The organism is Paenibacillus sp. J22R98 (genome assembly GCF_059383835.1).
Window position 1 is genome coordinate 488,310 of sequence record NZ_JBXENW010000002.1, and the last position, 19,658, is coordinate 507,967.

General features: G+C 49.7%; 22 protein-coding genes. 16 read left to right on the forward strand and 6 right to left on the reverse strand.

Annotation, left to right across the window (positions count from 1 at the left end; translation table 11 throughout):
- Positions 1-11: 11 nt before the first annotated feature.
- The gene (locus AC50Y3_RS07685) at positions 12-1,316 is read right to left on the reverse strand and encodes a BaiN/RdsA family NAD(P)/FAD-dependent oxidoreductase (protein WP_494818186.1); all 1,305 of its coding nucleotides are present in this window, start codon (positions 1,314-1,316) and stop codon (positions 12-14) included.
- 219 nt (positions 1,317-1,535) lie between these two features.
- Between AC50Y3_RS07685 and AC50Y3_RS07690 the strand changes: the two genes are divergently transcribed.
- The 6 genes from AC50Y3_RS07690 (at position 1,536) to nadE (ending at position 5,870) form a co-directional block, all read left to right on the forward strand.
- Positions 1,536-3,227: a two-component system sensor histidine kinase NtrB gene (locus AC50Y3_RS07690; RefSeq protein WP_494818187.1), complete on the forward strand. Its 1,692-nt coding sequence runs from the start codon at positions 1,536-1,538 to the stop codon at positions 3,225-3,227.
- Between the two features lie 12 nt (positions 3,228-3,239).
- Positions 3,240-3,911, forward strand: a complete 672-nt coding sequence (locus AC50Y3_RS07695; RefSeq protein ID WP_494818188.1) for a hypothetical protein — start codon at positions 3,240-3,242, stop codon at positions 3,909-3,911.
- Positions 3,912-3,952: 41 nt separating this feature from the next.
- Entirely contained in the window at positions 3,953-4,090 is a 138-nt protein-coding gene (locus AC50Y3_RS07700; RefSeq protein WP_494818189.1) for a hypothetical protein, read from the forward strand.
- Between the two features lie 12 nt (positions 4,091-4,102).
- A complete protein-coding gene (locus tag AC50Y3_RS07705) occupies positions 4,103-4,495 on the forward strand; it encodes a DUF3905 domain-containing protein (RefSeq protein ID WP_494818190.1) in 393 nt (130 codons plus the stop codon).
- Between the two features lie 110 nt (positions 4,496-4,605).
- Positions 4,606-5,040 (forward strand): BrxA/BrxB family bacilliredoxin, encoded by a 435-nt coding sequence (locus AC50Y3_RS07710; RefSeq protein ID WP_091221603.1) that lies wholly within the window; start codon positions 4,606-4,608, stop codon positions 5,038-5,040.
- A gap of 20 nt (positions 5,041-5,060) precedes the next feature.
- Positions 5,061-5,870 carry an NAD(+) synthase gene (gene nadE, locus AC50Y3_RS07715; RefSeq protein WP_494818191.1) on the forward strand — a complete coding sequence of 270 codons (810 nt, stop codon included), beginning with the start codon at positions 5,061-5,063 and terminating at the stop codon, positions 5,868-5,870.
- A 276-nt stretch (positions 5,871-6,146) separates the two neighbouring features.
- Here the strand turns inward: nadE and AC50Y3_RS07720 are convergent, their stop codons facing one another.
- Positions 6,147-6,839: a putative endonuclease domain-containing protein gene (locus AC50Y3_RS07720; RefSeq protein WP_494818192.1), complete on the reverse strand. Its 693-nt coding sequence runs from the start codon at positions 6,837-6,839 to the stop codon at positions 6,147-6,149.
- 295 nt (positions 6,840-7,134) lie between these two features.
- Here AC50Y3_RS07720 and AC50Y3_RS07725 point away from each other — a divergent pair, with 295 nt between their 5' ends.
- The 4 genes from AC50Y3_RS07725 to AC50Y3_RS07740 all read left to right on the forward strand — a co-directional run bounded on the left by AC50Y3_RS07725 (position 7,135) and on the right by AC50Y3_RS07740 (position 9,800).
- Positions 7,135-8,229 carry an SGNH/GDSL hydrolase family protein gene (locus AC50Y3_RS07725; RefSeq protein ID WP_494818193.1) on the forward strand — a complete coding sequence of 365 codons (1,095 nt, stop codon included), beginning with the start codon at positions 7,135-7,137 and terminating at the stop codon, positions 8,227-8,229.
- 16 nt (positions 8,230-8,245) lie between these two features.
- Entirely contained in the window at positions 8,246-9,031 is a 786-nt protein-coding gene (gene modA, locus AC50Y3_RS07730; RefSeq protein WP_494818194.1) for a molybdate ABC transporter substrate-binding protein, read from the forward strand.
- A gap of 63 nt (positions 9,032-9,094) precedes the next feature.
- Positions 9,095-9,490, forward strand: a complete 396-nt coding sequence (gene acpS / locus AC50Y3_RS07735; RefSeq protein ID WP_494818195.1) for a holo-ACP synthase — start codon at positions 9,095-9,097, stop codon at positions 9,488-9,490.
- Positions 9,491-9,575: 85 nt separating this feature from the next.
- On the forward strand, positions 9,576-9,800 hold the full coding sequence (locus AC50Y3_RS07740) for a hypothetical protein (RefSeq protein ID WP_494818196.1): 225 nt from the start codon (positions 9,576-9,578) through the stop codon (positions 9,798-9,800).
- Positions 9,801-9,870: 70 nt separating this feature from the next.
- Here the strand turns inward: AC50Y3_RS07740 and AC50Y3_RS07745 are convergent, their stop codons facing one another.
- The gene (locus tag AC50Y3_RS07745; RefSeq protein WP_494818197.1) at positions 9,871-10,092 is read right to left on the reverse strand and encodes a c-type cytochrome; all 222 of its coding nucleotides are present in this window, start codon (positions 10,090-10,092) and stop codon (positions 9,871-9,873) included.
- A 295-nt stretch (positions 10,093-10,387) separates the two neighbouring features.
- Between AC50Y3_RS07745 and AC50Y3_RS07750 the strand changes: the two genes are divergently transcribed.
- The 3 genes from AC50Y3_RS07750 to AC50Y3_RS07760 all read left to right on the forward strand — a co-directional run bounded on the left by AC50Y3_RS07750 (position 10,388) and on the right by AC50Y3_RS07760 (position 13,286).
- Positions 10,388-11,224, forward strand: coding sequence for an AraC family transcriptional regulator (locus AC50Y3_RS07750; protein WP_494818198.1), 837 nt, complete (start codon positions 10,388-10,390; stop codon positions 11,222-11,224).
- A 32-nt stretch (positions 11,225-11,256) separates the two neighbouring features.
- The gene (gene mutY, locus AC50Y3_RS07755) at positions 11,257-12,585 is read left to right on the forward strand and encodes an A/G-specific adenine glycosylase (protein ID WP_494818199.1); all 1,329 of its coding nucleotides are present in this window, start codon (positions 11,257-11,259) and stop codon (positions 12,583-12,585) included.
- A 68-nt stretch (positions 12,586-12,653) separates the two neighbouring features.
- Complete coding sequence (locus AC50Y3_RS07760; RefSeq protein WP_494818200.1) at positions 12,654-13,286, forward strand: bifunctional 4-hydroxy-2-oxoglutarate aldolase/2-dehydro-3-deoxy-phosphogluconate aldolase; 633 nt, start codon at positions 12,654-12,656, stop codon at positions 13,284-13,286.
- A gap of 707 nt (positions 13,287-13,993) precedes the next feature.
- Here the strand turns inward: AC50Y3_RS07760 and AC50Y3_RS07765 are convergent.
- A complete protein-coding gene (locus tag AC50Y3_RS07765) occupies positions 13,994-15,184 on the reverse strand; it encodes a GGDEF domain-containing protein (protein WP_494818201.1) in 1,191 nt (396 codons plus the stop codon).
- Between the two features lie 588 nt (positions 15,185-15,772).
- Here AC50Y3_RS07765 and AC50Y3_RS07770 point away from each other — a divergent pair.
- The gene (locus AC50Y3_RS07770; RefSeq protein WP_494818202.1) at positions 15,773-16,624 is read left to right on the forward strand and encodes a tyrosine-type recombinase/integrase; all 852 of its coding nucleotides are present in this window, start codon (positions 15,773-15,775) and stop codon (positions 16,622-16,624) included.
- A 75-nt stretch (positions 16,625-16,699) separates the two neighbouring features.
- Entirely contained in the window at positions 16,700-17,071 is a 372-nt protein-coding gene (locus AC50Y3_RS07775) for a DUF2750 domain-containing protein (RefSeq protein ID WP_494818203.1), read from the forward strand.
- Between the two features lie 138 nt (positions 17,072-17,209).
- Here AC50Y3_RS07775 and AC50Y3_RS07780 read toward each other — a convergent pair whose 3' ends face one another.
- On the reverse strand, positions 17,210-18,193 hold the full coding sequence (locus AC50Y3_RS07780) for a Gfo/Idh/MocA family protein (RefSeq protein ID WP_494818204.1): 984 nt from the start codon (positions 18,191-18,193) through the stop codon (positions 17,210-17,212).
- Positions 18,194-18,583: 390 nt separating this feature from the next.
- On the opposite strand from AC50Y3_RS07780, the gene AC50Y3_RS07785 reads away from it, so the two are divergent.
- A complete protein-coding gene (locus AC50Y3_RS07785; RefSeq protein ID WP_494818205.1) occupies positions 18,584-18,805 on the forward strand; it encodes a hypothetical protein in 222 nt (73 codons plus the stop codon).
- Between the two features lie 21 nt (positions 18,806-18,826).
- On the opposite strand, the gene AC50Y3_RS07790 is transcribed toward AC50Y3_RS07785, so the two are convergent.
- Positions 18,827-19,411, reverse strand: a complete 585-nt coding sequence (locus tag AC50Y3_RS07790) for a YjgB family protein (RefSeq protein WP_494818206.1) — start codon at positions 19,409-19,411, stop codon at positions 18,827-18,829.
- Positions 19,412-19,658: the final 247 nt, after the last annotated feature.

Here is a 19,658-nt window from a genome sequence, read left to right on the forward strand (position 1 = left end):
GCTGTGATAATCTATACACTCGCACCGGTCTGCATCGCGGCATGACTGCCTGCAGTATAGCCGGTCGAGAAAGCAGCCGTGATGTTGTAGCCGCCGGTATAGCCATGGATATCCAGGATCTCGCCGCAGAAGTAGAGTCCTTCTTTGCATTTAGACTGCATCGTCTTCGGATCTATTTCTTTCAAATTCACGCCGCCGCCCGTAACGAAAGCTTCTTCTATCGATAAAGTCCCGTTAACGTAGATCGGGAATGCTTTCATGAGTTTGCTGAGCTCACGCCACTCTTGTTTTGGAATATTATCATAGGTGACATAGGGATCGAGTGTAGTTCGTCCAAGCACAATCGGTAGAATGCGTTCAGGCACATAACCTTTGAGCACATTGATAATGGCTTTCTTGGATTCCGATTTTGCCGCATTCAAGGTTTGATTGTAGAGATCCTCTACGGTTAAGTCCGGGAAGAAGTCGATCGTTAGCTGAACGGGGGCTTTGGTTTTGACCCGCTGCTTCACGACGAATTGACTGCAGCGCAGCACAATCGGGCCAGAGATCCCGAAGTGCGTAAACAGCATGTCGCCTCGGTGCGTGATGATCGATTTGCCTTTCTCATTATGGACGCTGAGCGCGACGTCTCTTAAAGCAAGTCCTTGAATCTCCCGTTTCACGATAAAATCTTCCTTCGATGTCAGCGGAACCTCAGTCGGGAATAACGGCGTTATGGTGTGTCCTGCTGCTTCTGCCCACGCGTATCCATCTCCGGTCGAGCCTGTGTGAGGCACCGATTTGCCTCCGACAGCGACGATAACGGCGCTGCCGTCGATTCGTTTGCCGCTGGCAAGCTTAACGCCAAGCACTTTCTCTTCATCATATAGCACACTCGCAACCGGTGAGTTGACGAGCAAGTCCACGTCGTAGCGTTTCACTTGGCCAACCAAGGCATCGACTACCGTCTTCGCTTTGTCCGAAACGGGGAACATGCGGCCGTTATCTTCCTCTTTAAGCGCGATGCCAAGTCCCTCGAAGAACGCGATGATCTGTTTATTGGAGAAATTGCTCAGTGCGCTGTGAAGGAAGCGCCCGTTGCCGGGGATGTTTTTGATAAGCTCGTCGGTATCTTTATTGTTCGTTACATTACAGCGTCCGCCGCCGGAGATGCCGAGCTTGCGCCCGAGCTTGTCTCCTTTGTCGAGCAGCAGTATGCTGGCACCGAGCTTGCCGGCTGCGACAGCAGCCATCAGACCGGCAGAGCCTGCACCGACGATGATAATATCATAGGATTTCATTTCTAGTATTCCGCCTTTATAGAGTGGGACCATGTCCACGAATTTCGCTAATTATTTACCGAATAATACTGCGATTTGCCGTTATTTATCATACTACCCCGAACATGCCGCGTCTACTCACTAGTCAGTTTGAAAACTACCATTTTGAAACGTTGTAAATTTCCAAGACCTATGTTTTAATCGGATTAACAGGTTTTCTCTATTACATATACTGGGTTTCTAGGAGCTAGTAGGAAGGTGGGACTTGTTTTTGTGTGGAAGCTAATACTCCTGCAAATTATCGTAGCATTATTGCCTGTATTCGCCTTTCAAATTTGGTACGATTATTCGAAACCGCGCAAAAATATTCCCAACGTTCTCATCCTCATCTGTGGTGCTTGCGTCCTTCTTGGACTCGGGGTCTGTGTCGAAATTAAAGAGTTTTACTTGGATTATCACTATGTGCCGCTCTTGCTGGGTTCGTTGTATGGCGGCCTCGGAGTGTTGATTCCACTGGCAGCCATTTTCATCGCTTCGGAACTTTATATGATGGACGGATTATGGACTTGGATCGACGTTATTGGCATGCTGCTTCTGCTTCTCCCCATTATTTATAAGTATCATAAAGGATTTCTGGACTTCTCCAGACAACGGAAGCTCGCGATTGTATTGGCTTCTACAGCAGTGATTTTGGTGATTCGCGCAAGCGCATTCATTTATTATTACCGCGCCGAACAACCAGACCTGACCTCCACCGACCTCTTCTACATCATAGGCCATGAGCTTTTCTACTTCATACTCATGTGGATGACGTTATCCTTTGCCGATAATTTTATCCGCAGGCAAATGGTTGCGTATGAACTCAATGGCATTTCCAATAACTATCGCATCGAGGTTCAGAAGCTGCAGCAATTTATTGATGAAACGCCGCTCGGCGTTATCTTCGTCGATCAGCAGGGGACCATTACGCATATCAACGAGATGGCGATCCACCTGCTGCGCGATAAAGTAGGCGGCAAATCGCGACATGAGCTGCTCGGCCAACCATTCACGATTATGTACGATCATATCGAGAAGGATGTTCTGGGCAGGCTGCTCTATCAGGCGCTCAACGGGCATCGGCTGACGACGGAGTACGTGCAGGAGCAAGGCAAAATGTACGTTAACTCCGGCATCTGTGTGCGTGATATGCAAAATAATGAAATCATCGGAGCCGCTCTCATCGCTCACGATATAACCGAGCTAAGCCGTCTGCGCGATGAGATTGGGCGGATGGAACGATTGAGTTTGGTCGGGCAAATGGCGGCCAGTATTACCCACGAAATCCGGAACCCGATGGCTGTTATTCGCGGCTTTGTCCAATTAATGCGAGAGCGGAGTCCGGAGCATCAGCGTGAATATTTCCGTATTGTAATGGACGAGCTTGACCGAGCAAACAGTATCATTAATGACTTTCTCTCTCTGGCACAGAATCGGATCATTGAGAAAGAAAACTGCTCCTTGCATGATATCTTAAACGAGATTATGCCGCTGCTCTGGGCAGATGCCAATTTGCGCGGACAGTCGATTGAGCTTCGTTTGGCTGAGCGGATACCGTCCTTAATGCTGAATGAGAAAGAAATGAAGCAGCTGATCTTGAACCTGGCCCGCAACGGGATGGAGGCAATGGATCAGCATGGCGTGCTCACGATCCAGACGGAGTCGCACACGGATTATGTGGAGCTTCGAGTAAATGATAACGGAAGCGGGATTCCGAAGGAGAAGCTGGAGCATCTGTTCGAACCTTTCTTTACGACAAAATCCCGCGGTACCGGCCTTGGCTTACCATTATGTCTGAGTATTATCGAGCGTCACGGCGGTGGCATACATGTGGATTCCAAAGAAGGAATCGGCACGACGTTCATCGTTAAGATCGACAGAACCCGTAATCATAATGAAGCGGCCGCAGCTCTGAGCAGCTACTAAGGAGAGCAGAACATGTCTGAAGTGATCGAAATCGGCCCTCTGCGTCTGGATGCGATGCTGCTTGCCAGTCTTCTATCTGCGGCAGCCGGGCTGGCCTTGTTTAAGCTATGGATTGCGCGATCGTCCCTGCAAAGTGAGAGCGGTTGGCTGGATACCGGATTGAATGCTGTTATTTGTACAATTATTGGCTGGAAGCTGGCTTTTCTTGTCCGCGATCCGGAGATCCTGTGGGAACGGCCCAGTGCACTGATTCTCGTTCGCGGAAGTGCATCCGATACGGTTGTCGGCTTTCTTCTTGCTTGCGGGTATATCGCTTATACGGGCTGGAAACGTAAAATTCCGCTGAAGAAGCTGCTGGATGTGTGGCCTTACGCGATTTTGCCCGGCTGCTTCGTGTGGACGTTGTTAACGGACTTTCCCTATGGAATTCCTTACGCGCTGCTGCTCGCTTGCGTGTATGGAATCTTGTTTCGAACCGGAGCTTCAGGCCGAATCGGCAGCGGAGATTCCGCATCGCTTAGCCTGCTTGGCGCGGGTATAGGCGGATTGTTCGTTAGTTTGTTTGCGGCTTATCCTCCAGGAGCATTACCGACATTGACTTTTGGTTTGACGATGCTGCAATGGCTGTTTATCGTGTTGTCTTTCATCGGTATTTTCATGCCCAGGATGGGACGGATAAGCTGATTGCGACCCGCACATACTAGCGGTGGAAGGGGGTGCCAGCATTGGGAAACAAACAACGGCAGCACAATGCCGGGGCACAAGAAGCCGCAGCAAGCAACAAGCAGCGCAGCAGCGGTAAAGCACCGGAATCGGAAGGCTACGACAAGAAATTAGACGGCCCCAATCGCCCTGCGGACTAAGGGGGACTGAGCATGAGCAAGGATAAAGAGCGGGACTCGGACGCTTATCCGCTAGCATTCAGCAAGGATGACCCGGGTTTGGATCCTTACGAAATCAACTTTCTACCGGAGTTTCGCAATAATAGGGGGCCACGGGGACCGTTTGTGAACAGCAGCGGCGTCGTTATCGGCGATCATCAGTATGAGTCGCCGGAGTCTCCGCTCAGTCAATGGACGGAGGAAACGGATCCGGCCATAATGGCAGGCAGTGAGTGGGTGCATCCGTTTAAGGATATCGGGTTTCTCACTAGCGAGAACCGGGATTATTTTGAACAAGGGATCGCTCCGCAAGGCGGCATTTTCTTGCATGAAGATAAGAATGCGGCTTCCGGAATTGCGGAGAATGAGCCTGCCGAGGATAAGTAAAGTGGTAAACAAAGAGCAATCGGGCGCAGGTCCGGTTGCTTTTTCTTTGCTTTCAAATTGAGCGGGGCGTATAATAGAAAGAAAAATGAACTTTTAAGGAGCGATTATTCATGTCGATGTCTTTTGAAAAATACATGGTGGATATGGTGCAGCCAATGCGCGATGATTTAACTCGAATCGGAATTGAGGAGCTTCGTACACCTGACGAGGTTGCTGCTAAATTGACGGATTCCAAGGGAACTGCGCTTGTCGTTGTTAACTCCGTTTGCGGTTGTGCTGCAGGTCAATGCCGTCCGGGCGTTGCGCAAGCATTGCAACATGACATCACTCCGGATCACCTGTACACGGTATTTGCCGGTCAAGATAAAGAAGCAACTGCTAAAGCGCGTGAATTCTTCGCGCCATACCCGCCGTCTTCTCCTTCCATCGCGCTGATGAAAGACGGAGAGCTTGTTCATTTCATTGAACGTCATCAAATCGAGAACCGTTCGGCTGCTGACATTGCTGCAGATTTGACATCTGCTTTCGAGCGTTTCTGCCGTTAAGAGGTGTAGGAGACATGGGGATGAGCTTGCAGGACGAAATTATTAAGCAATTGGGCGTAAAGCCTGAAATCGATCCAGAGCAGGAAATTCGCCGCCGGGTTGATTTCCTTAAGGAATACGTGCGCAAGTCCGGCACGACGGGGCTGCTCATTGCGATCAGCGGCGGGATCGATAGCGCGGTAGCAACAGGTCTCTGCAAGAAAGCAACGGATGAATTGTCCGCTGAGACGGGCAAAGAATATATGACACTCGGCGTGTTCCAGCCTTACGGTGACCAGGTGGATATTGCAGACAGCTACGCGGTTGCGGAAGCGTTCAATCTGAAATATCGCGTGGAAACCAACATTCAAGAGGCCGTCGATGAGATTGCCCTTGAAGTGGAGCACAGCATGAAGTCGATCGGCATTTCGCGCCACATCAGCCGTGGGGGCAAAGGCAACGTAAAAGCCCGTACCCGCATGGTGGCCCAATATGCGCTCGCGTTCGAGCTTAATCTGCTCGTTGTCGGGACAGACCATGCATCCGAAGCCGTCACTGGCTTCTACACCAAGTGGGGCGACGGCGCGGTCGATATTACGCCGCTCACGTCCTTGAACAAGCGGCAGGTTCGCCAGCTGGCAGCTGCACTCGGCGTACCGGGCGCAGTCGTCACCAAGGCACCGACCGCCGGCCTCTGGGATGGCCAAACTGACGAGAACGAGCTCGGCATCACCTACGATGACAACAGCTCCTACCTCGAAGGCAAACAAATCGATGACGCGACTCGCCAGAAGCTCGAGAAGCAATTCATCAAAACCGCTCACAAACGTGACCCGATCCCGGGGATCTAATTGTAAACCGCCCCGCCGGCTCTCGGCGGGGCGGTTTTTTTTGTGTTGGGGTTGGCTGGTGGCGGATATACCGCTAATAGAGTCGCACAAACGCCGAAACCCAACTAATCTCGCCCTTTTAGGTAGCTATAAGCGGATATGCCGCTTACAGCAGAAAAAAGAGGTCGAAAAGCTGCACATAAGCGGATATACCGCTAATAGAGTCGCACAAACGCCGAAACCCAACTAATCTCGCCCTTCAGGTAGCTATAAGCGGATATACGACTATAAGCCAGTTCACTTTAGGCGATGAGGGGAAGCGCCGAAGTGTTCCCGATTGACAGCATAGCCGCGGACCCTTATTTCGCCTTTACCTTGCGGGATCAGGAAGTTTTTCTGGTGCATTTGATGCAAAATGTCATATGCCCAATCTTTACTAATCAGCAAAAGCTCCATCACATCCCGCGGCCGTAATGGACGATTTAAGCGCAGGCCGTAGCGAAGAACTTCCGCCTCGAGAAGCTCCGAGGCTCCGTGCGGACGTCCGCGTTCGTGGACACCTCCGAGCCAGCAGCCCATAAACTGCTGGAGAATCTGCTCGCACATGCGAGGCCGGTCGCTGATGTCATCGTAGGAGAAGCGCAGGAGCTGCCAACCGTCGATGATGAGGTGATTTTGGCGCATCAAGGAGTCGGAGAATTGCCAGCGAGTGACTTTGGCTGAATGAGGGCCATACCCGTCGATTTCGATGGCCAGCTTGATTGGTTCTCGGATAAAAGCGAAATCCAGGTACCGCGATCCATCCTTGAAGTCAGCCACTTCATATTCACCGAATAAATGATCGAAATTGCGAAATGCCGGAAACCACACCTGCTGAAGAAACAGTCGCTCGGCATGTCCTTGCCCTTCCTCTAGTTTGTGTTTTCCCTCACCCTTCTGTCCCTGCAACTGACGATCCATCCATAGTTGATATGCAGCTTGAAACGACATGCCACTCGTCCTCCCTCAAAATGAGCATAAAAAAACCGCCACAATCGGACAGACGCGTCCAATCGAGCGGTGTGTGTGCTTCACAACCTGATGATTTGCTATGATTGTACCACGGCCAGCAGAGAATCTCAAAGGTGTTACGAGACTGGGAGCCGTACATGTATTTCGCCATGAAACTACATAGCACAAGTGGTATGATAAGGAAAGTAACGTTCGTCAATCATCATGGAGATGCAGCACCGCGAATCAAAGTTGTGTGAGTTCAATAGAACCTCATGGGGAGGAAGCTCAACAAATGAATGCAGCCGTGTGGAAACATCGCAATCCATTAGTACATACGCGCAAGGCACTGTCCGAGGGACAGTTGACGGTTGGTTTTATCGGAGGTTCGATCACAGATGCGCGTCCTCGGCACAATTGGCCGGAGCCCGTTATTGCTTGGCTGGTTGAGCAGTACCCTGGTGTTAGAGTCATCGTTGAAAATGCTGCAATCGGAGCAACAGGCAGCGAACTTGCGGTATTCCGTGCAAAACGCGATCTTATTGATCGTGGCTGCCAGCTTGTTTTTATCGATTATGCGGTAAATGATTATGGCGATCCTTCTGATCAAAGACGGCGTACAAGAGAAGGGTTACTCCGAAAGCTGCTGGCTGACGGGGACCGCGATATCGTGCTCGCTCATACGTTTATGCAGAACATGTACGCGGTGATGAGCGAGGGAGGCGTACCGGATTCGATCGCCGAGCTGGAGGAACTCGCCGATCATTACGGGACAGGCTCAGTGTGGATGGGGCTGTACGCTCTTGAAGAAGTCCGCAAAGGTCGAATGCGCTGGGAAGAGTGGCTGCCGGACGGCTTGCACCCGACTCACAGAGGCAGTTTGAGTTACGGGCAGAGCATTATCACCTTTTTAGAGAATGAGCTACTGGGGGAGGCGGCCATAGCTACGTCGTATACCGCTTCGCTCCCCGCACCGCTGCATCCGCAGCACTGGGGAGCCGCGGAACTGCTGCCGCTCACGCAAGTACAAACCGAAGGGCCATGGGTCATCCGCCGTTGGCCGTTCTATGAATGGATCGACCAAGTGCTGGAAACGGCCGCTGTAGGCGCGAAGCTGTCCTTCTCCTTCGAGGGTCGCGGTCTGTCGCTGGGGTTTGATTTTGGCAAAATGTCCTCTGAATTCCGCTACCGATTTGACGATGGAGACTGGGTGACCATGTCGCGCGAGCGCCCGGAATGGTGCGGCGATGACGGATGGTATCGAGCCTGTTTCCTCGGAGATGATCTGCCGCAAGGCACGCACAAATGTGAGCTGGAAGTCACGCATGGCGACGGTCCGGAATGCAGAGGGACGAATTTCAGATTGGCACATATCGGCGTCATCCGCTAGCGTGAGTAACTCGCACATGAACAGAAACACATCTAATCCAATAGCTAGTTTGTTCATTATCATATTCCTGCTGAGCGCAATCTTGTCTTCATGCAGCAAGCAATCGCATCAACCGGTTGAGCTAACCGTCTCCGCGGCCTCGAGCTTGAAGGATGCACTTACCGAACTGAAAACGACATACGAAGAGCAGCGGCCCGATGTGCGAATCACGTACAATTTCGGAGCTTCGGGGACACTGCAGCAGCAGATCGAGAAAGGTGCTCCGGTGGACCTGTACATTTCCGCGGGCCAGAAGCAGATGGAGGCTCTCCAGGACAAGGGACTGGTGGGCGTAAGCCCGATTTTGCTGCGAAATGAGCTGGTATTGATCGTGCCGAAGGATACTACAACAGCCGCACCTTCGGAGCTGACGACATTAACCGATGCCGCCTACAGGACAATCGCGATCGGCGAGCCCGAGAGCGTTCCGGTCGGAAACTACACGAAACAGTCGCTGACGGAAGTAGGCATTTGGGACGTAATCGAGCCGAAGATGGTATATACGAAGGATGTTAGGCAAGTACTGTCATACGTAGAGACCGGGAACGCAGACGCAGGTTTCGTCTATTTGACGGATGCGATGACATCGAAAAATGTTACCATCGCGTTAACGGTGCCCGCAGAAACCCATAAGCCAATCGTGTACCCGGCCGCAGTAATGAAAGAAACGAAGCATCAAGACCAAACCTTGGAGCTGTTAGGTTTCCTGCAAAGCGAAGCGGCGGGAAAAGTATGGAGAAAATACGGGTTCATACTGCCTTAGTGCAGAAGAACAGTTGAAGACAAGACAGGTACTCCACAACCACAAGTAAGGCGGTAGGCAGAAGTGATTATCGGAATTGGGCATGACATCTCATCGCTTGAGCGAATGGACAAAATGATACAAGGCGAGAGCGGCGCGAAGTTTATGCGCCGCATTCTGACCGAACGCGAGCTGGAGCTTGCCGAAGTGAAGGGCGAAAAACGGCTGGTCGAGTTTACAGCTGGCCGGTTCGCGGCGAAGGAAGCGGTGTCCAAGGCGTTTGGCTGCGGCATTGGAAGCAACCTTTCTTTTCGCGATATCGAGGTGGATCGACACCACAGTGGAAAGCCGGTATGCCGACTGACAGATGGTGCTTGGAAGCGGCTTGGCTTGATGCAGGAGAAGACGGTCATCCATGTTACGATTACGCATGATCAGTCACTGGCCTCAGCTTTCGTGATCGTGGAACAGCTGGATTGAAAACGGATGCATAACATCGTCACCTTTTGCCCATAATTGGAATAAACCAATAGGAAAAATAACAGGGTAGAGGGACGGTGGAAGCATGACGACTCACTCTGAACGAAACGATAAGCGCTACTATAAGAGCGGACAGCTTGTTCCGGCAGACGGTGTGTATGGTGACGCTTGGGGCTGTTGGCTGCCGCTGCTTGCAGGCGATCTGTTTCCGGCTCATCCGAAGATGGGCGCATCCAAATGGTATTATGAAGGAACCTTGGCATCCGGTTTGCCCCAAATGCGGCTAGGCAGGCGAAACACGCACAAATAAAGATAAAGACCCTCTGCTCAAGCAGCATCATGCTATATGCATCATGCCGCTGTGACAAGGGTCTTTTTTATTATTTCTTCGCACTGAGCCAGTTTGCCAGCTCCCGCACTTCGTCCGATGTAAGCTTCCCGGAGAAGGCAGGCATACCGCCGCCGCCTTTATTGATTTGAGCGGTGATCTGATCCTTGGTCATTCTTTTGCCGACATGCTGTAGATTGGTTGATGGGCCCATCCGCCCCTGCAGCCCCGATCCATGGCAGGAGATGCAATTGGATTTATATACCTTTGGCATGTTTAAGGCTGCCGTTGAAGTCGGTGAGGACGAGCCGCACCCTGTTAGCAGAACCACGATAGATAATGCAAGCAATGGAAAAAAGCGCGAAAAATCAGTGTTTCTAGTAGTAGAAGTGCGCATTGGCGAGCGTAATCCTCCTCCTGTTAGTGGACTTACTATCGAATCTTCGGCCTGTGCAACCGGGGCAGTAAGGTCAGGACCGAGGTGTTCATTTGGTCGAATAGTGCGCTATAATAGGGAAATGCGCGTACACTCGCAAATTCTGAAAAGTGGGAGACGCAGGTGAAAAATAATGAAACACACCTACAAGACCATCATACAAAATTATTTTCACCGCTTTCAAGCGGATGTAACCATCGCGGCATTCTCAGCACCGAAGAACGGACAGGCCATGGAGCAGGTTTCTGAATTTTATCGGCTCTGGTTCATTATAGAAGGTGAAGGTGAGCTGATGCAAAGCGGCCGCTTGTATCATACCAAACCCGGACAGCTGCTGCTTCTGCCGCCCGGTAAGCAATCATTTAACACAGGGACAGCGCCGAATGCGGTGTATTGGTGCAATTTTCGAGCATCCATCGGGGATATGGAAATGTTCGATCTGCTTAAACTGCCGCTCATCGTGGAGCCGACGGAGCAGGTTTACCTGCGGACGTTGTTTGAACGGTTGATCGATGTTTACAGATCGTCGATGATAACGAGGGAGCTGCGTATTCGAGCAGCTTTGTTTGATATTATGGCTATTTATTTGGAATATGGCGGCATCAGCGAAGAGTCGCTGCAGCAGGTTGAACCGCTGGAGAAAATCGACCGGGTGCTGGATTATATCGAGTTGCATTTATCGGATCAGATCGGCGTGGAGGATTTGGCTAGGCTGGCCTATCTCCATCCGAATTATTTTATAGGTTATTTCAAAAATATTGTCGGGTACGCGCCTACGCAATACGTGAACATGCGGCGTGTGGAGCGGGCCAAGCAGCTGCTGGAGAAGCCGGAATGCAACATTTCCGAGGTTGCTCAGCAGGTTGGGATGCAGAATCATTACTTATCGCGGATGTTCAAGCAGTACACGGGCGTAACGCCGAGCCGCTATCGGCAAATTTATTTGAGCAAAAAACAGAACAAATCATAAATGTCGTGCATGGCCGAGAGGATGAATCAAACATGGGGTCGGAGGCTTCTCAATATTTCAGCAGAGAGCTGCTAAGTTGGTATTTAGCAAATAAGCGTGTTTTGCCGTGGCGGATGAATCGTGATCCCTACCGAGTATGGGTCTCGGAAATTATGCTGCAGCAAACACGAGTGGATACGGTCATTCCGTATTATGAACGATTTATGGAGAAGTTCCCGACAGCTGCCGTACTTGCAGAAGCGCCGGAGCCGGAGGTGTTGAAGTGCTGGGAAGGGCTCGGTTATTACTCGCGTGCTCGTAATCTGCAGGCCGGGGCGCGTGAGGTATTAAACCTCCACGGCGGCATTGTGCCGGATAATAAAGAAGCGGTTGCTGCGCTGCGCGGCGTAGGGCCGTATACGACCGGGGCGATCATGAGCATCGCGTTTAATCGACCGGAACCGGCAGTGGACGGCAATGTCATGCGCGTGTTATCTCGCTATTTCTGCCTGGAAGAAGACATTGCGAAGCCGTCTACGCGGATCGGCATCGAGAAGCTGGCCGCGACGCTGATTCCCGAAGGATCAGCGGGAGACTTCAATCAAGCGCTCATGGAGCTGGGCGCGCTTGTGTGCACGCCGAAGTCACCGGGCTGTCTGACTTGCCCGGTGATGATGCACTGCGAAGGCAGGATGGCTGGGAAAGAGCACATCCTGCCGATCAAGACGAAGGCGAAGCCGCCGCGGCCGGAAACGCGGCTCGCCGCTATCATTACAGGCAGCGGCGCGCATGAAGGCAAGCTGCTCGTGCGGCAGCGGCCGGAGAGCGGCTTGCTCGCCCAGATGTGGGAGCTGCCGCATGTGCTCGCGCTGCCGGGCGAGGGCGGCGCGAAGCGCAAAGGCCGCGCCAAAGCCGGCGCAGCCGCTGCGGCGGAGCTTGAAGCAGCCGCAGCAGCAGATGCCATCGCTGCCGGAGCCGAGGCTGCAGCACCAGCGAGCGGCGGCAGCCTGATGGACCTCCATGCGGCACAAGCCGATTATCTGAGCCGCATGTTATCGGCGGATGAAGGCTTGCTTGTCAGGCCGACAAGCTGGTGGGGCGAAACGGAGCATGTGTTCAGCCACATCGTGTGGGACGTGCAGGTATTCCGAGCGGAATTCGGATTCTGGCAGCAGCAAGCCGAGAGCGATAGTGCGACCGTGGCTGCAAACCCTGCAGAAGCACCGGCACATCTAGCAGCAGACTCAGTCTCATCATATGGACTGCCACAAGGGAAAGCGCCGGCCAACTATCGCTGGATTGGACCTGAACAGATGAAGGAGCTTGCGTTCCCGAACGTGTTTGTGCGTATTTTGCGTGATTATTGGCATGGTTTGGATTGATTTTCGCAAAGGTCTCGTTCTACAATGAACTATAGGATTGTCCATAGTGATGAGGAGGCTGCTTAAACGTGAGTCAAATGCTGGAACGATTACGGCAAGAGAAGGTTGTAGCTATTTTTCGTTATATCGAGGATCAATATGCAGATCAGGCGGCCGAAGCGCTGATTAGCGGCGGCATTACCCTGATGGAAATTACGATGAATACCGAGGGTGCTGCCGGTATGATTAACCGCTGGCGCGATAAATACGGTGACCAAGCAGGAATTGGCGCAGGAACCGTTCTTGATCTGGATATGGCGAAGGAAGCCGTAGCAGCGGGCTCTCAGTTTCTGATTTCCCCGAACTTGGATGAGTCGGTCGTGGAATATGGATATGCGAACGGCGTGCCGGTATGGCCCGGCGTGATGACACCGACTGAAATCGTGCGTGCATGGAAAGCCGGTGCCGAAGCGGTGAAGATCTTCCCGATGGGTACACTGGGCTGGAAGTACTTGTCCGAAATCCGCGCGCCACTGGACAAAATCCCGATGCTCGCAACGGGCGGCGTCGATCTGGACAACATTGCGGATTACTTCAAAGCCGGCGCATGTGCAGTCGGAATGGGGAGCAAGCTTGTGAACTTGGATTGGGTGCGCAGCGGGCGGTTTGACCTGCTGACGGAGCGTGCGCGCCAGTTTGCAGACGCAGCTAAAGCACTTTAAGAATTACATCATTCAAATAGGAACGAAAGCGCGGCAGACTGCCGCGCTTTTTTTTATCATCCAGTCAATTTTTCTGCAGGCTAATTATAAACTAATAAGGGTGATGCATATGGAAGAAAATAGGAGTGTTATCGAAATTCTCGCTGCTTCAACCGACGAGGATAGGGATTGGCTGAAAGCTTTGTGGATAAGCGAGATGGGCGGCGAAATGGTTATAAGCAAGGGCCAAGTACATCATCTCCGAGACGTGGAACCTATCATTGCTTGGAGGGATGGTGAACGAGTCGGCGCAGCCACTTATCGAATCCATAACGATGAGTGTGAATAATGATAATGTAGATGCATTACGCTTTTATCAAAGGCTTGGTTACCGAATAATCGCGGTATATCCAAACGCACTGGATGAGACAAGGAAGCTCAAGCCTGCAGTCCCGCTTGTAGGATATTACGGCATCCCCTTGCGTGACGAAATTGAGCTCAAGAAGTTCATATGATGGGATAACCGCCTTTGTAATAATAGGGCGGTCTATTTCTATTCAATCGAAGCTGAAGATAAAAAAAGAGGCCTGCGGCATCTCCGCAGGCACTAGAGAAAAATATATTTTAAAAGGGGGGTCATGCCACTTATTATATAGACCGATTATGAAGAAAAGATGAGGAGAGTATGAAAGAAGTATGAAGGGAATATTACAGTTTGATTACGAGCATCAAAACGATGCAATCGCTTCATGTAACTGCTCGGATCGGCTGCGGAACATGCCGTTTCTTCCATTGCTCTTTGCCGTGTAAAGGGCTTTGTCGCAAGTTGCGTATAACGTCTCCAGCTCCGTGTGTTTATTCGGCACTATAGTGAGGACGCCCATACTGACCGTATAAGGTACCAGTGGATCTTCGCTAACCGAGCCCCTTAACGAATGTTTAATCCGTTCGGCTAGTTCGGTGGATTCGGCTTCATTCTTCCCAGGGAGCATAAGACCGAACTCATCGCCTCCATACCGGACAAACAAATCCTCGCTGTCCAGCTGCTGCTTGATCCGTGATGCCAGATCCTGCAACACCAGATCGCCGACGTAGTGGCCATACGTATCATTAATGGTTTTGAACCAATCAATATCGAAGAGCAGATAGGATACAGGTTTCCCCTTCTTCGCGTAGTGAGCAAGAGCCAGCTTTGCTTGGAGCGTAAAGGTCCTGCGGTTCAGTGTTCCTGTCAAGTCATCGTAGCTGGCTAGCTGCACTAATTCTTGATTGGTTTTCTCCTTCAAAAGCAATGCAAATGCTATACTCCCCAGAACGGTAAGCAGGAATATCCCCAATATCGAAATCAATTGAAAGATTCCCGGAATGAAGAAACTAGCTGATTCCACGGACTGTAATGCAATTATCCCTCTTGCCACAAAAACGACAATTGCAATCATATATAGACTACCAGTAACTCTCCTAAGCATAGTTGTTCCTCGCTCGAGAAGGAGCCGATAGGCTGGAATTAACATTGCTGCAGTTACCCAAGAGATATAGGCAATTCGGATATCTTCCTTGTTATGAAGAAGGAGAATCAATTGAAAGCCGATAATGCTGCATATCGTCATAATCGTATATCGTATATTGGTCTTGAGTCCAATAGGTTTATGAAGATTCAAGAGGGTTACCATTTCGATGGCAGTCCCTGCTAATAGAATTGAGTTCGCGAAACTGATGGTTACTAAGTCCGGTACGATATCTCCTCGAAACGCCATACTAAACCAGGCTATAATTTGCAAGCATTTCGCGAATAGGTAGCTTTTAATAGATGCTAAATTCGTACGATCCAGCCAATAGGAGCTGCCAAGAGATAATGCCAATAAGTAACCGATTCCAAGCGCAATGATAATCGTGCGTGAATCTAAATATAAATTCATGTTGTGCACCTGCTTAAATGGGAATATCTACTCCCTCTAATTATAACAAATACTAGGGGAGTGTATATACATCCATCTATGACGCTATCTTCATACAGTCACACATGAAACCGGCGGGTTCCTTACAAAAGAATTACGCTATTCCATCGAAGTCTACTATTCTCCGCGAAAAGTCTCGTAAAAAACAAAGAGGCCTGCGGCATATCCGCAGGCGCAAGAGAAAATATATAATAAAGGGGGGTCATGTGTTTATTATAAAGGCTCAACATGAAAGGAATATGAAGGAAATATTACAATTACATTACAAAGTTAAAATTTGGAGGCTTGACTGTCCTCTTGATGAGGGAAAATAAAGTTCTTTAACTGAAAATAAAGTTCTTTAACGCAAAATAAAGTTCTTTAATCACGCTGGTCTGAAATGAGGCTTGTTTAAAATAAAGTTCTTTAATTGCTTGATATTACTGAAGCGGAGAGATAAAACAGCCGATGTATCATACTGCAGATTCGTCGTACAGGTAACATAGTATACAGATTAAACCTCCCAAATTTAGCGAAGCTAAAAGTAATTAGCCCTTGGGAGGTTTTGTTATGAAGATGAGCGAATTATGGTTGTTGTATGAGGCCGATAAGCGTATTTTGGGTTTTAGTCCGTATACGTTGAAGGCATATTCACTACAGTTAAAAGTTCTGATCCGCGAGGTTGGCAACCTGAATATTGAAGAAATATCTTTAACGTTGCTCAAGGAATATCTAGCCAAACAATCTGAAAGCTTGAAGCCAAGCAGTTTAGCCCACAAAGTTCGTTTCATCAGATCCCTATTCCGTTTTGCATTTGAAGAAGGACATATGGCTCGTAACCCTGCTCTAAAACTGAAGGAACCAAAGATGGACAAACGCACTCCTAAATTCCTAATTGAAGAAGATATCATTCATCTGAAGATTACTTGCGTTTCTAAACGTGAACACGCACTTCTTGATTTCTTTTATTGTACTGGCTGCCGTGTTGGCGAGGTGCATCAATTAAATATTGAGGACATAAACTGGGAAAACTGCTCGGCAGTTGTGCATGGTAAAGGTTCTAAGCAACGAGAAGTCTACTTTACAACGGAATGCAAAATCTGGTTAAAGAGATACTTAAAGGACCGTACGGATTCCTGTATAGCACTCTTTGTTACAGAGAGCTTACCTACTCGCCGTATGTCGATCTCGACAATCCGTTATGAACTTAAACAATTAGCTGCACGAAGTAAAGTGAAGGCGAATGTATACCCACATCGGTTTCGTCATACTTACGCATGTCATCTGCTAGATAATGGCGCACCGTTGGAGTTTATTCAAGGAATGTTAGGTCATGACAAAGCTTCAACAACGCAGATTATGCCCAATTACGGGGAGAACGACGGAGAGAACTATACAGGCGTTACTTTTAGGGGGCCTTGAGCCCCCAATTCAACTAAAGGGCAGGATAGTGGAATATATGATACTTTAAAATAAACACCTACAAAGGAGTATGTTATGTCGAACAATTTGGGGCTGAAAATTGATTCTGAGTATCGTTTTGAAAAATTCGTTAAGAAGATAATAGAAACCCAGCTTGTGTGGGGTTTAAAATCCGAAGACGGCTGGTGTGTTTCGCCTTCGAACGATTTTGAAGAAACAGATGTAATGCCTTTCTGGTCGGAAAGAGCCTTTGCAAAACAATGTGCTATTGAAGAGTGGGTACATTACAGTGAACATTCGATACCGCTTGATGATTTTGTGAATACTTGGATTCCTGGACTTGATAACGATAATTTACTCATTGGTACGGATTGGAACGCCAATCTTATAGGAAAAGTGATAGAACCATTAGAATTATTGGCATACCTTTATCAGAAAGAATCTTAATTCATTACGCTCACGAAGAACGATAGTTTAACACACCGGCGCTGCCGGCGCTAACCGGCAGCCTTATTACGCTAACGGGCAGGATAATGCAGGAAATTTAAGAATAACCTATACAACGGGTCCCCCAAATACGACAGCTTACCCCTCGAACGGATAGACAAGCCCCCACTGGGCTCTTAAGGTATCCAGCGTTTCGGCGACCGCGATTGATTCGTCGAGCGTGATCAAGGCGTTCTCCTTCCGGCCTGCCCGCAAGTCTTCATGTACGGCTGTAAATTCATAGCCGAAACCTTCCCCGATCCGTTCATCCTTGATTGTGTCCTCAAGCCGATCCCCTATGATCAATCTGGCTACTCTAGGGGACCAGAACCGCGGAACTTCAATATGGCCCTTGGTTCCGATGATGCGAACCTCTTGCGGCGTCGAAGTCGAGATGGAAGAGAAGAGCGAAGCCATCTGTCCGTTCTCATATTCCAGCAAGCATGCCATTCGGGCATCCACTCCAGTAGAAGTAGAGCGGGAACGACTGAGCACCTCGACTGGCTTGGAACCGAAAACCATCGAGGCGTAGGAGACTGCGTAAACGCCGACATCGAGTAGACTGCCCCCGGCCATATCGGGATTGAACAGGCGCGATTGAGGGTTCTCCGCAGCGGAGAATCCGAAGTCCGCCGTTAAGTAATGCACGTCTCCAATGGCGCCGTCCGAAACCCACTGCATGACCTTGCGCGTTACCGGGAAGAATCGGGTCCACATCGCTTCCATAAGGTACGTTCCGGTTTCTCTCGCTTTCTCAACCATCTTCCGAACCTGCGCGGCATTCGGAGCGAACGGCTTCTCGCATAACACCGGCTTGCCTAATTCAAGTGCCAAACAAGCATGTTCCATATGGAGATGGTGCGGCGTGGCGACATAGATGGCATCCACTTCCGGGTTCCGGATCATGGCTTCACAGTCGGTGTAAGCCTTTGCACCGTAAGGCAGCGCTAACTGCACCGCATTATCTTCCGTACGGGAAAACACAGCGACCAATTTAGCATCGCTCAATTCCTTGAAGTCGTTCATAACCCGCTTCGTAATTCCGCCTGCTCCGATAAAACCCCAACCAATTACAGATTTCATGGGCTCACTCCGTTCTTTCGCTTCTTCCGCCGACCCTCAAGGGCTCGGCTATAAGATTAATTTACCATGCCCCCGACGAGGAGGCTATCTTAACTTAAGCCGAAGTCACCGAATGGAAAAAGAATATATGGCTGTCGTTTCTCAACTAACTGGCAGTTTAGCGGAATGATTACTTATAAATTGAAATTAAGAGGCATTAGGATTATTCTGTAAGTTAAATCGGAACTGAAATATGTGCAGCCATTGGACTTATATTGTTAATCCAACCATATTTGCATTAACAGATTAAACTAACAGGGAATTTTTGTTTCGCTATCGGGCAAATATGGAAACTATAAACCCGTGGTTTTCCCCCAAACACTAAGAGTAATTATGGGAGGAAGTGTAGATATGGCAACCGAAACCTTGATACCTAAAATCCTGGAGTTTGAAGCTCGTACAGTAGTTGGTTTGGGGAATATTGGTAATGACCATGTGAACAATCCTGAGACAACTGGCAGGGAAGAGGGGAGAACCGGGTTATGGCCGTATGCAAACAAGGCATGCCCAGGAGAAGCATGCCTTGTGGTTTTCGCTTTCGCCGTTCGGCGTGAAAACTTCAATAAGCGTTGACGCGAGCGACTGTAAATGGGGTTACTTAACTGATTTGTTCACGAGGTTGATATGGTCAATTCCCATCCCGGTCGTGCCATTGAAAATGAATTCCAGTTGGTACTTGCCGCGGACGTAGGTGATTTTCTTTTGTACGGTTTTGCCCGATTTAATTAGAACCGATTCATTCGGTGCGCCCCAATGCTGGATGAGCATGCGGACGGAAATACCGCCGAGGTTAGTCTCGCGCTCGACGTTCGTTCCGAAGTAGCGCATTTCACGTATTCTGTTCAACTTGTAGTTTATCGCGTAGCCTGGATGTCCCATTTCCGCATGATAAACGTCGAAGCTGTCGGCATCTTTTGCCGGGGATTCGGCTTTACCGATCGCCTTGATGACCGTTCCGTGCGTGGTCGAACCGAGTGTAAAGCCGTGAAAATTCGGAAACTGGCCTTGGAGAGCTGGTTTGTATAAGCTCATCAGCGTTTCGAGAGCCTTCGTATGAGCGTCAACCGGAGAAGCGGATGCGAATGCGTAAGTCGGAACGGCACCGGCGGCGGACAGAGCTAAGGTTCCGGCAACCACTGCGGCAATCGCCGTTTTTTTTGCAGAAATATATACGTTCATTATTCATTCCTCCTCATTGTGTAAGAACCTTTACGACTATTCACTGGCATGTCAATGATTCTTCGAAGAAACTTGGACAAGGGTTTGTTTCTTACATGCTCATCTTACCCAATACGCGGACGGAGTTCGTTACAAATGAGTAACGAAATAGTTGCAAAAAAGTTAAGACGAGACGGATGCGTCAGAGGAATTTCGCAAATAGTAATCCATGATGAACAACGTTTCCCGGCGTGAACATGGGCGTATA

Coding starts and splice junctions, on each gene's coding strand:
- AC50Y3_RS07685 (WP_494818186.1), bottom strand. CDS start 1,316: ATGGTCCCACTCTATAAAGGCGGAATACTAGAAATGAAATCCTATGAT.
- AC50Y3_RS07695 (WP_494818188.1), top strand. CDS start 3,240: ATGTCTGAAGTGATCGAAATCGGCCCTCTGCGTCTGGATGCGATGCTG.
- AC50Y3_RS07705 (WP_494818190.1), top strand. CDS start 4,103: ATGAGCAAGGATAAAGAGCGGGACTCGGACGCTTATCCGCTAGCATTC.
- AC50Y3_RS07710 (WP_091221603.1), top strand. CDS start 4,606: ATGTCGATGTCTTTTGAAAAATACATGGTGGATATGGTGCAGCCAATG.
- nadE (WP_494818191.1), top strand. CDS start 5,061: ATGAGCTTGCAGGACGAAATTATTAAGCAATTGGGCGTAAAGCCTGAA.
- AC50Y3_RS07720 (WP_494818192.1), bottom strand. CDS start 6,839: ATGTCGTTTCAAGCTGCATATCAACTATGGATGGATCGTCAGTTGCAG.
- AC50Y3_RS07725 (WP_494818193.1), top strand. CDS start 7,135: ATGAATGCAGCCGTGTGGAAACATCGCAATCCATTAGTACATACGCGC.
- modA (WP_494818194.1), top strand. CDS start 8,246: ATGAACAGAAACACATCTAATCCAATAGCTAGTTTGTTCATTATCATA.
- AC50Y3_RS07740 (WP_494818196.1), top strand. CDS start 9,576: ATGACGACTCACTCTGAACGAAACGATAAGCGCTACTATAAGAGCGGA.
- AC50Y3_RS07745 (WP_494818197.1), bottom strand. CDS start 10,092: ATGCCAAAGGTATATAAATCCAATTGCATCTCCTGCCATGGATCGGGG.
- AC50Y3_RS07750 (WP_494818198.1), top strand. CDS start 10,388: ATGAAACACACCTACAAGACCATCATACAAAATTATTTTCACCGCTTT.
- mutY (WP_494818199.1), top strand. CDS start 11,257: ATGGGGTCGGAGGCTTCTCAATATTTCAGCAGAGAGCTGCTAAGTTGG.
- AC50Y3_RS07765 (WP_494818201.1), bottom strand. CDS start 15,184: ATGAATTTATATTTAGATTCACGCACGATTATCATTGCGCTTGGAATC.
- AC50Y3_RS07770 (WP_494818202.1), top strand. CDS start 15,773: ATGAAGATGAGCGAATTATGGTTGTTGTATGAGGCCGATAAGCGTATT.
- AC50Y3_RS07775 (WP_494818203.1), top strand. CDS start 16,700: ATGTCGAACAATTTGGGGCTGAAAATTGATTCTGAGTATCGTTTTGAA.
- AC50Y3_RS07780 (WP_494818204.1), bottom strand. CDS start 18,193: ATGAAATCTGTAATTGGTTGGGGTTTTATCGGAGCAGGCGGAATTACG.
- AC50Y3_RS07785 (WP_494818205.1), top strand. CDS start 18,584: ATGGCAACCGAAACCTTGATACCTAAAATCCTGGAGTTTGAAGCTCGT.
- AC50Y3_RS07790 (WP_494818206.1), bottom strand. CDS start 19,411: ATGAACGTATATATTTCTGCAAAAAAAACGGCGATTGCCGCAGTGGTT.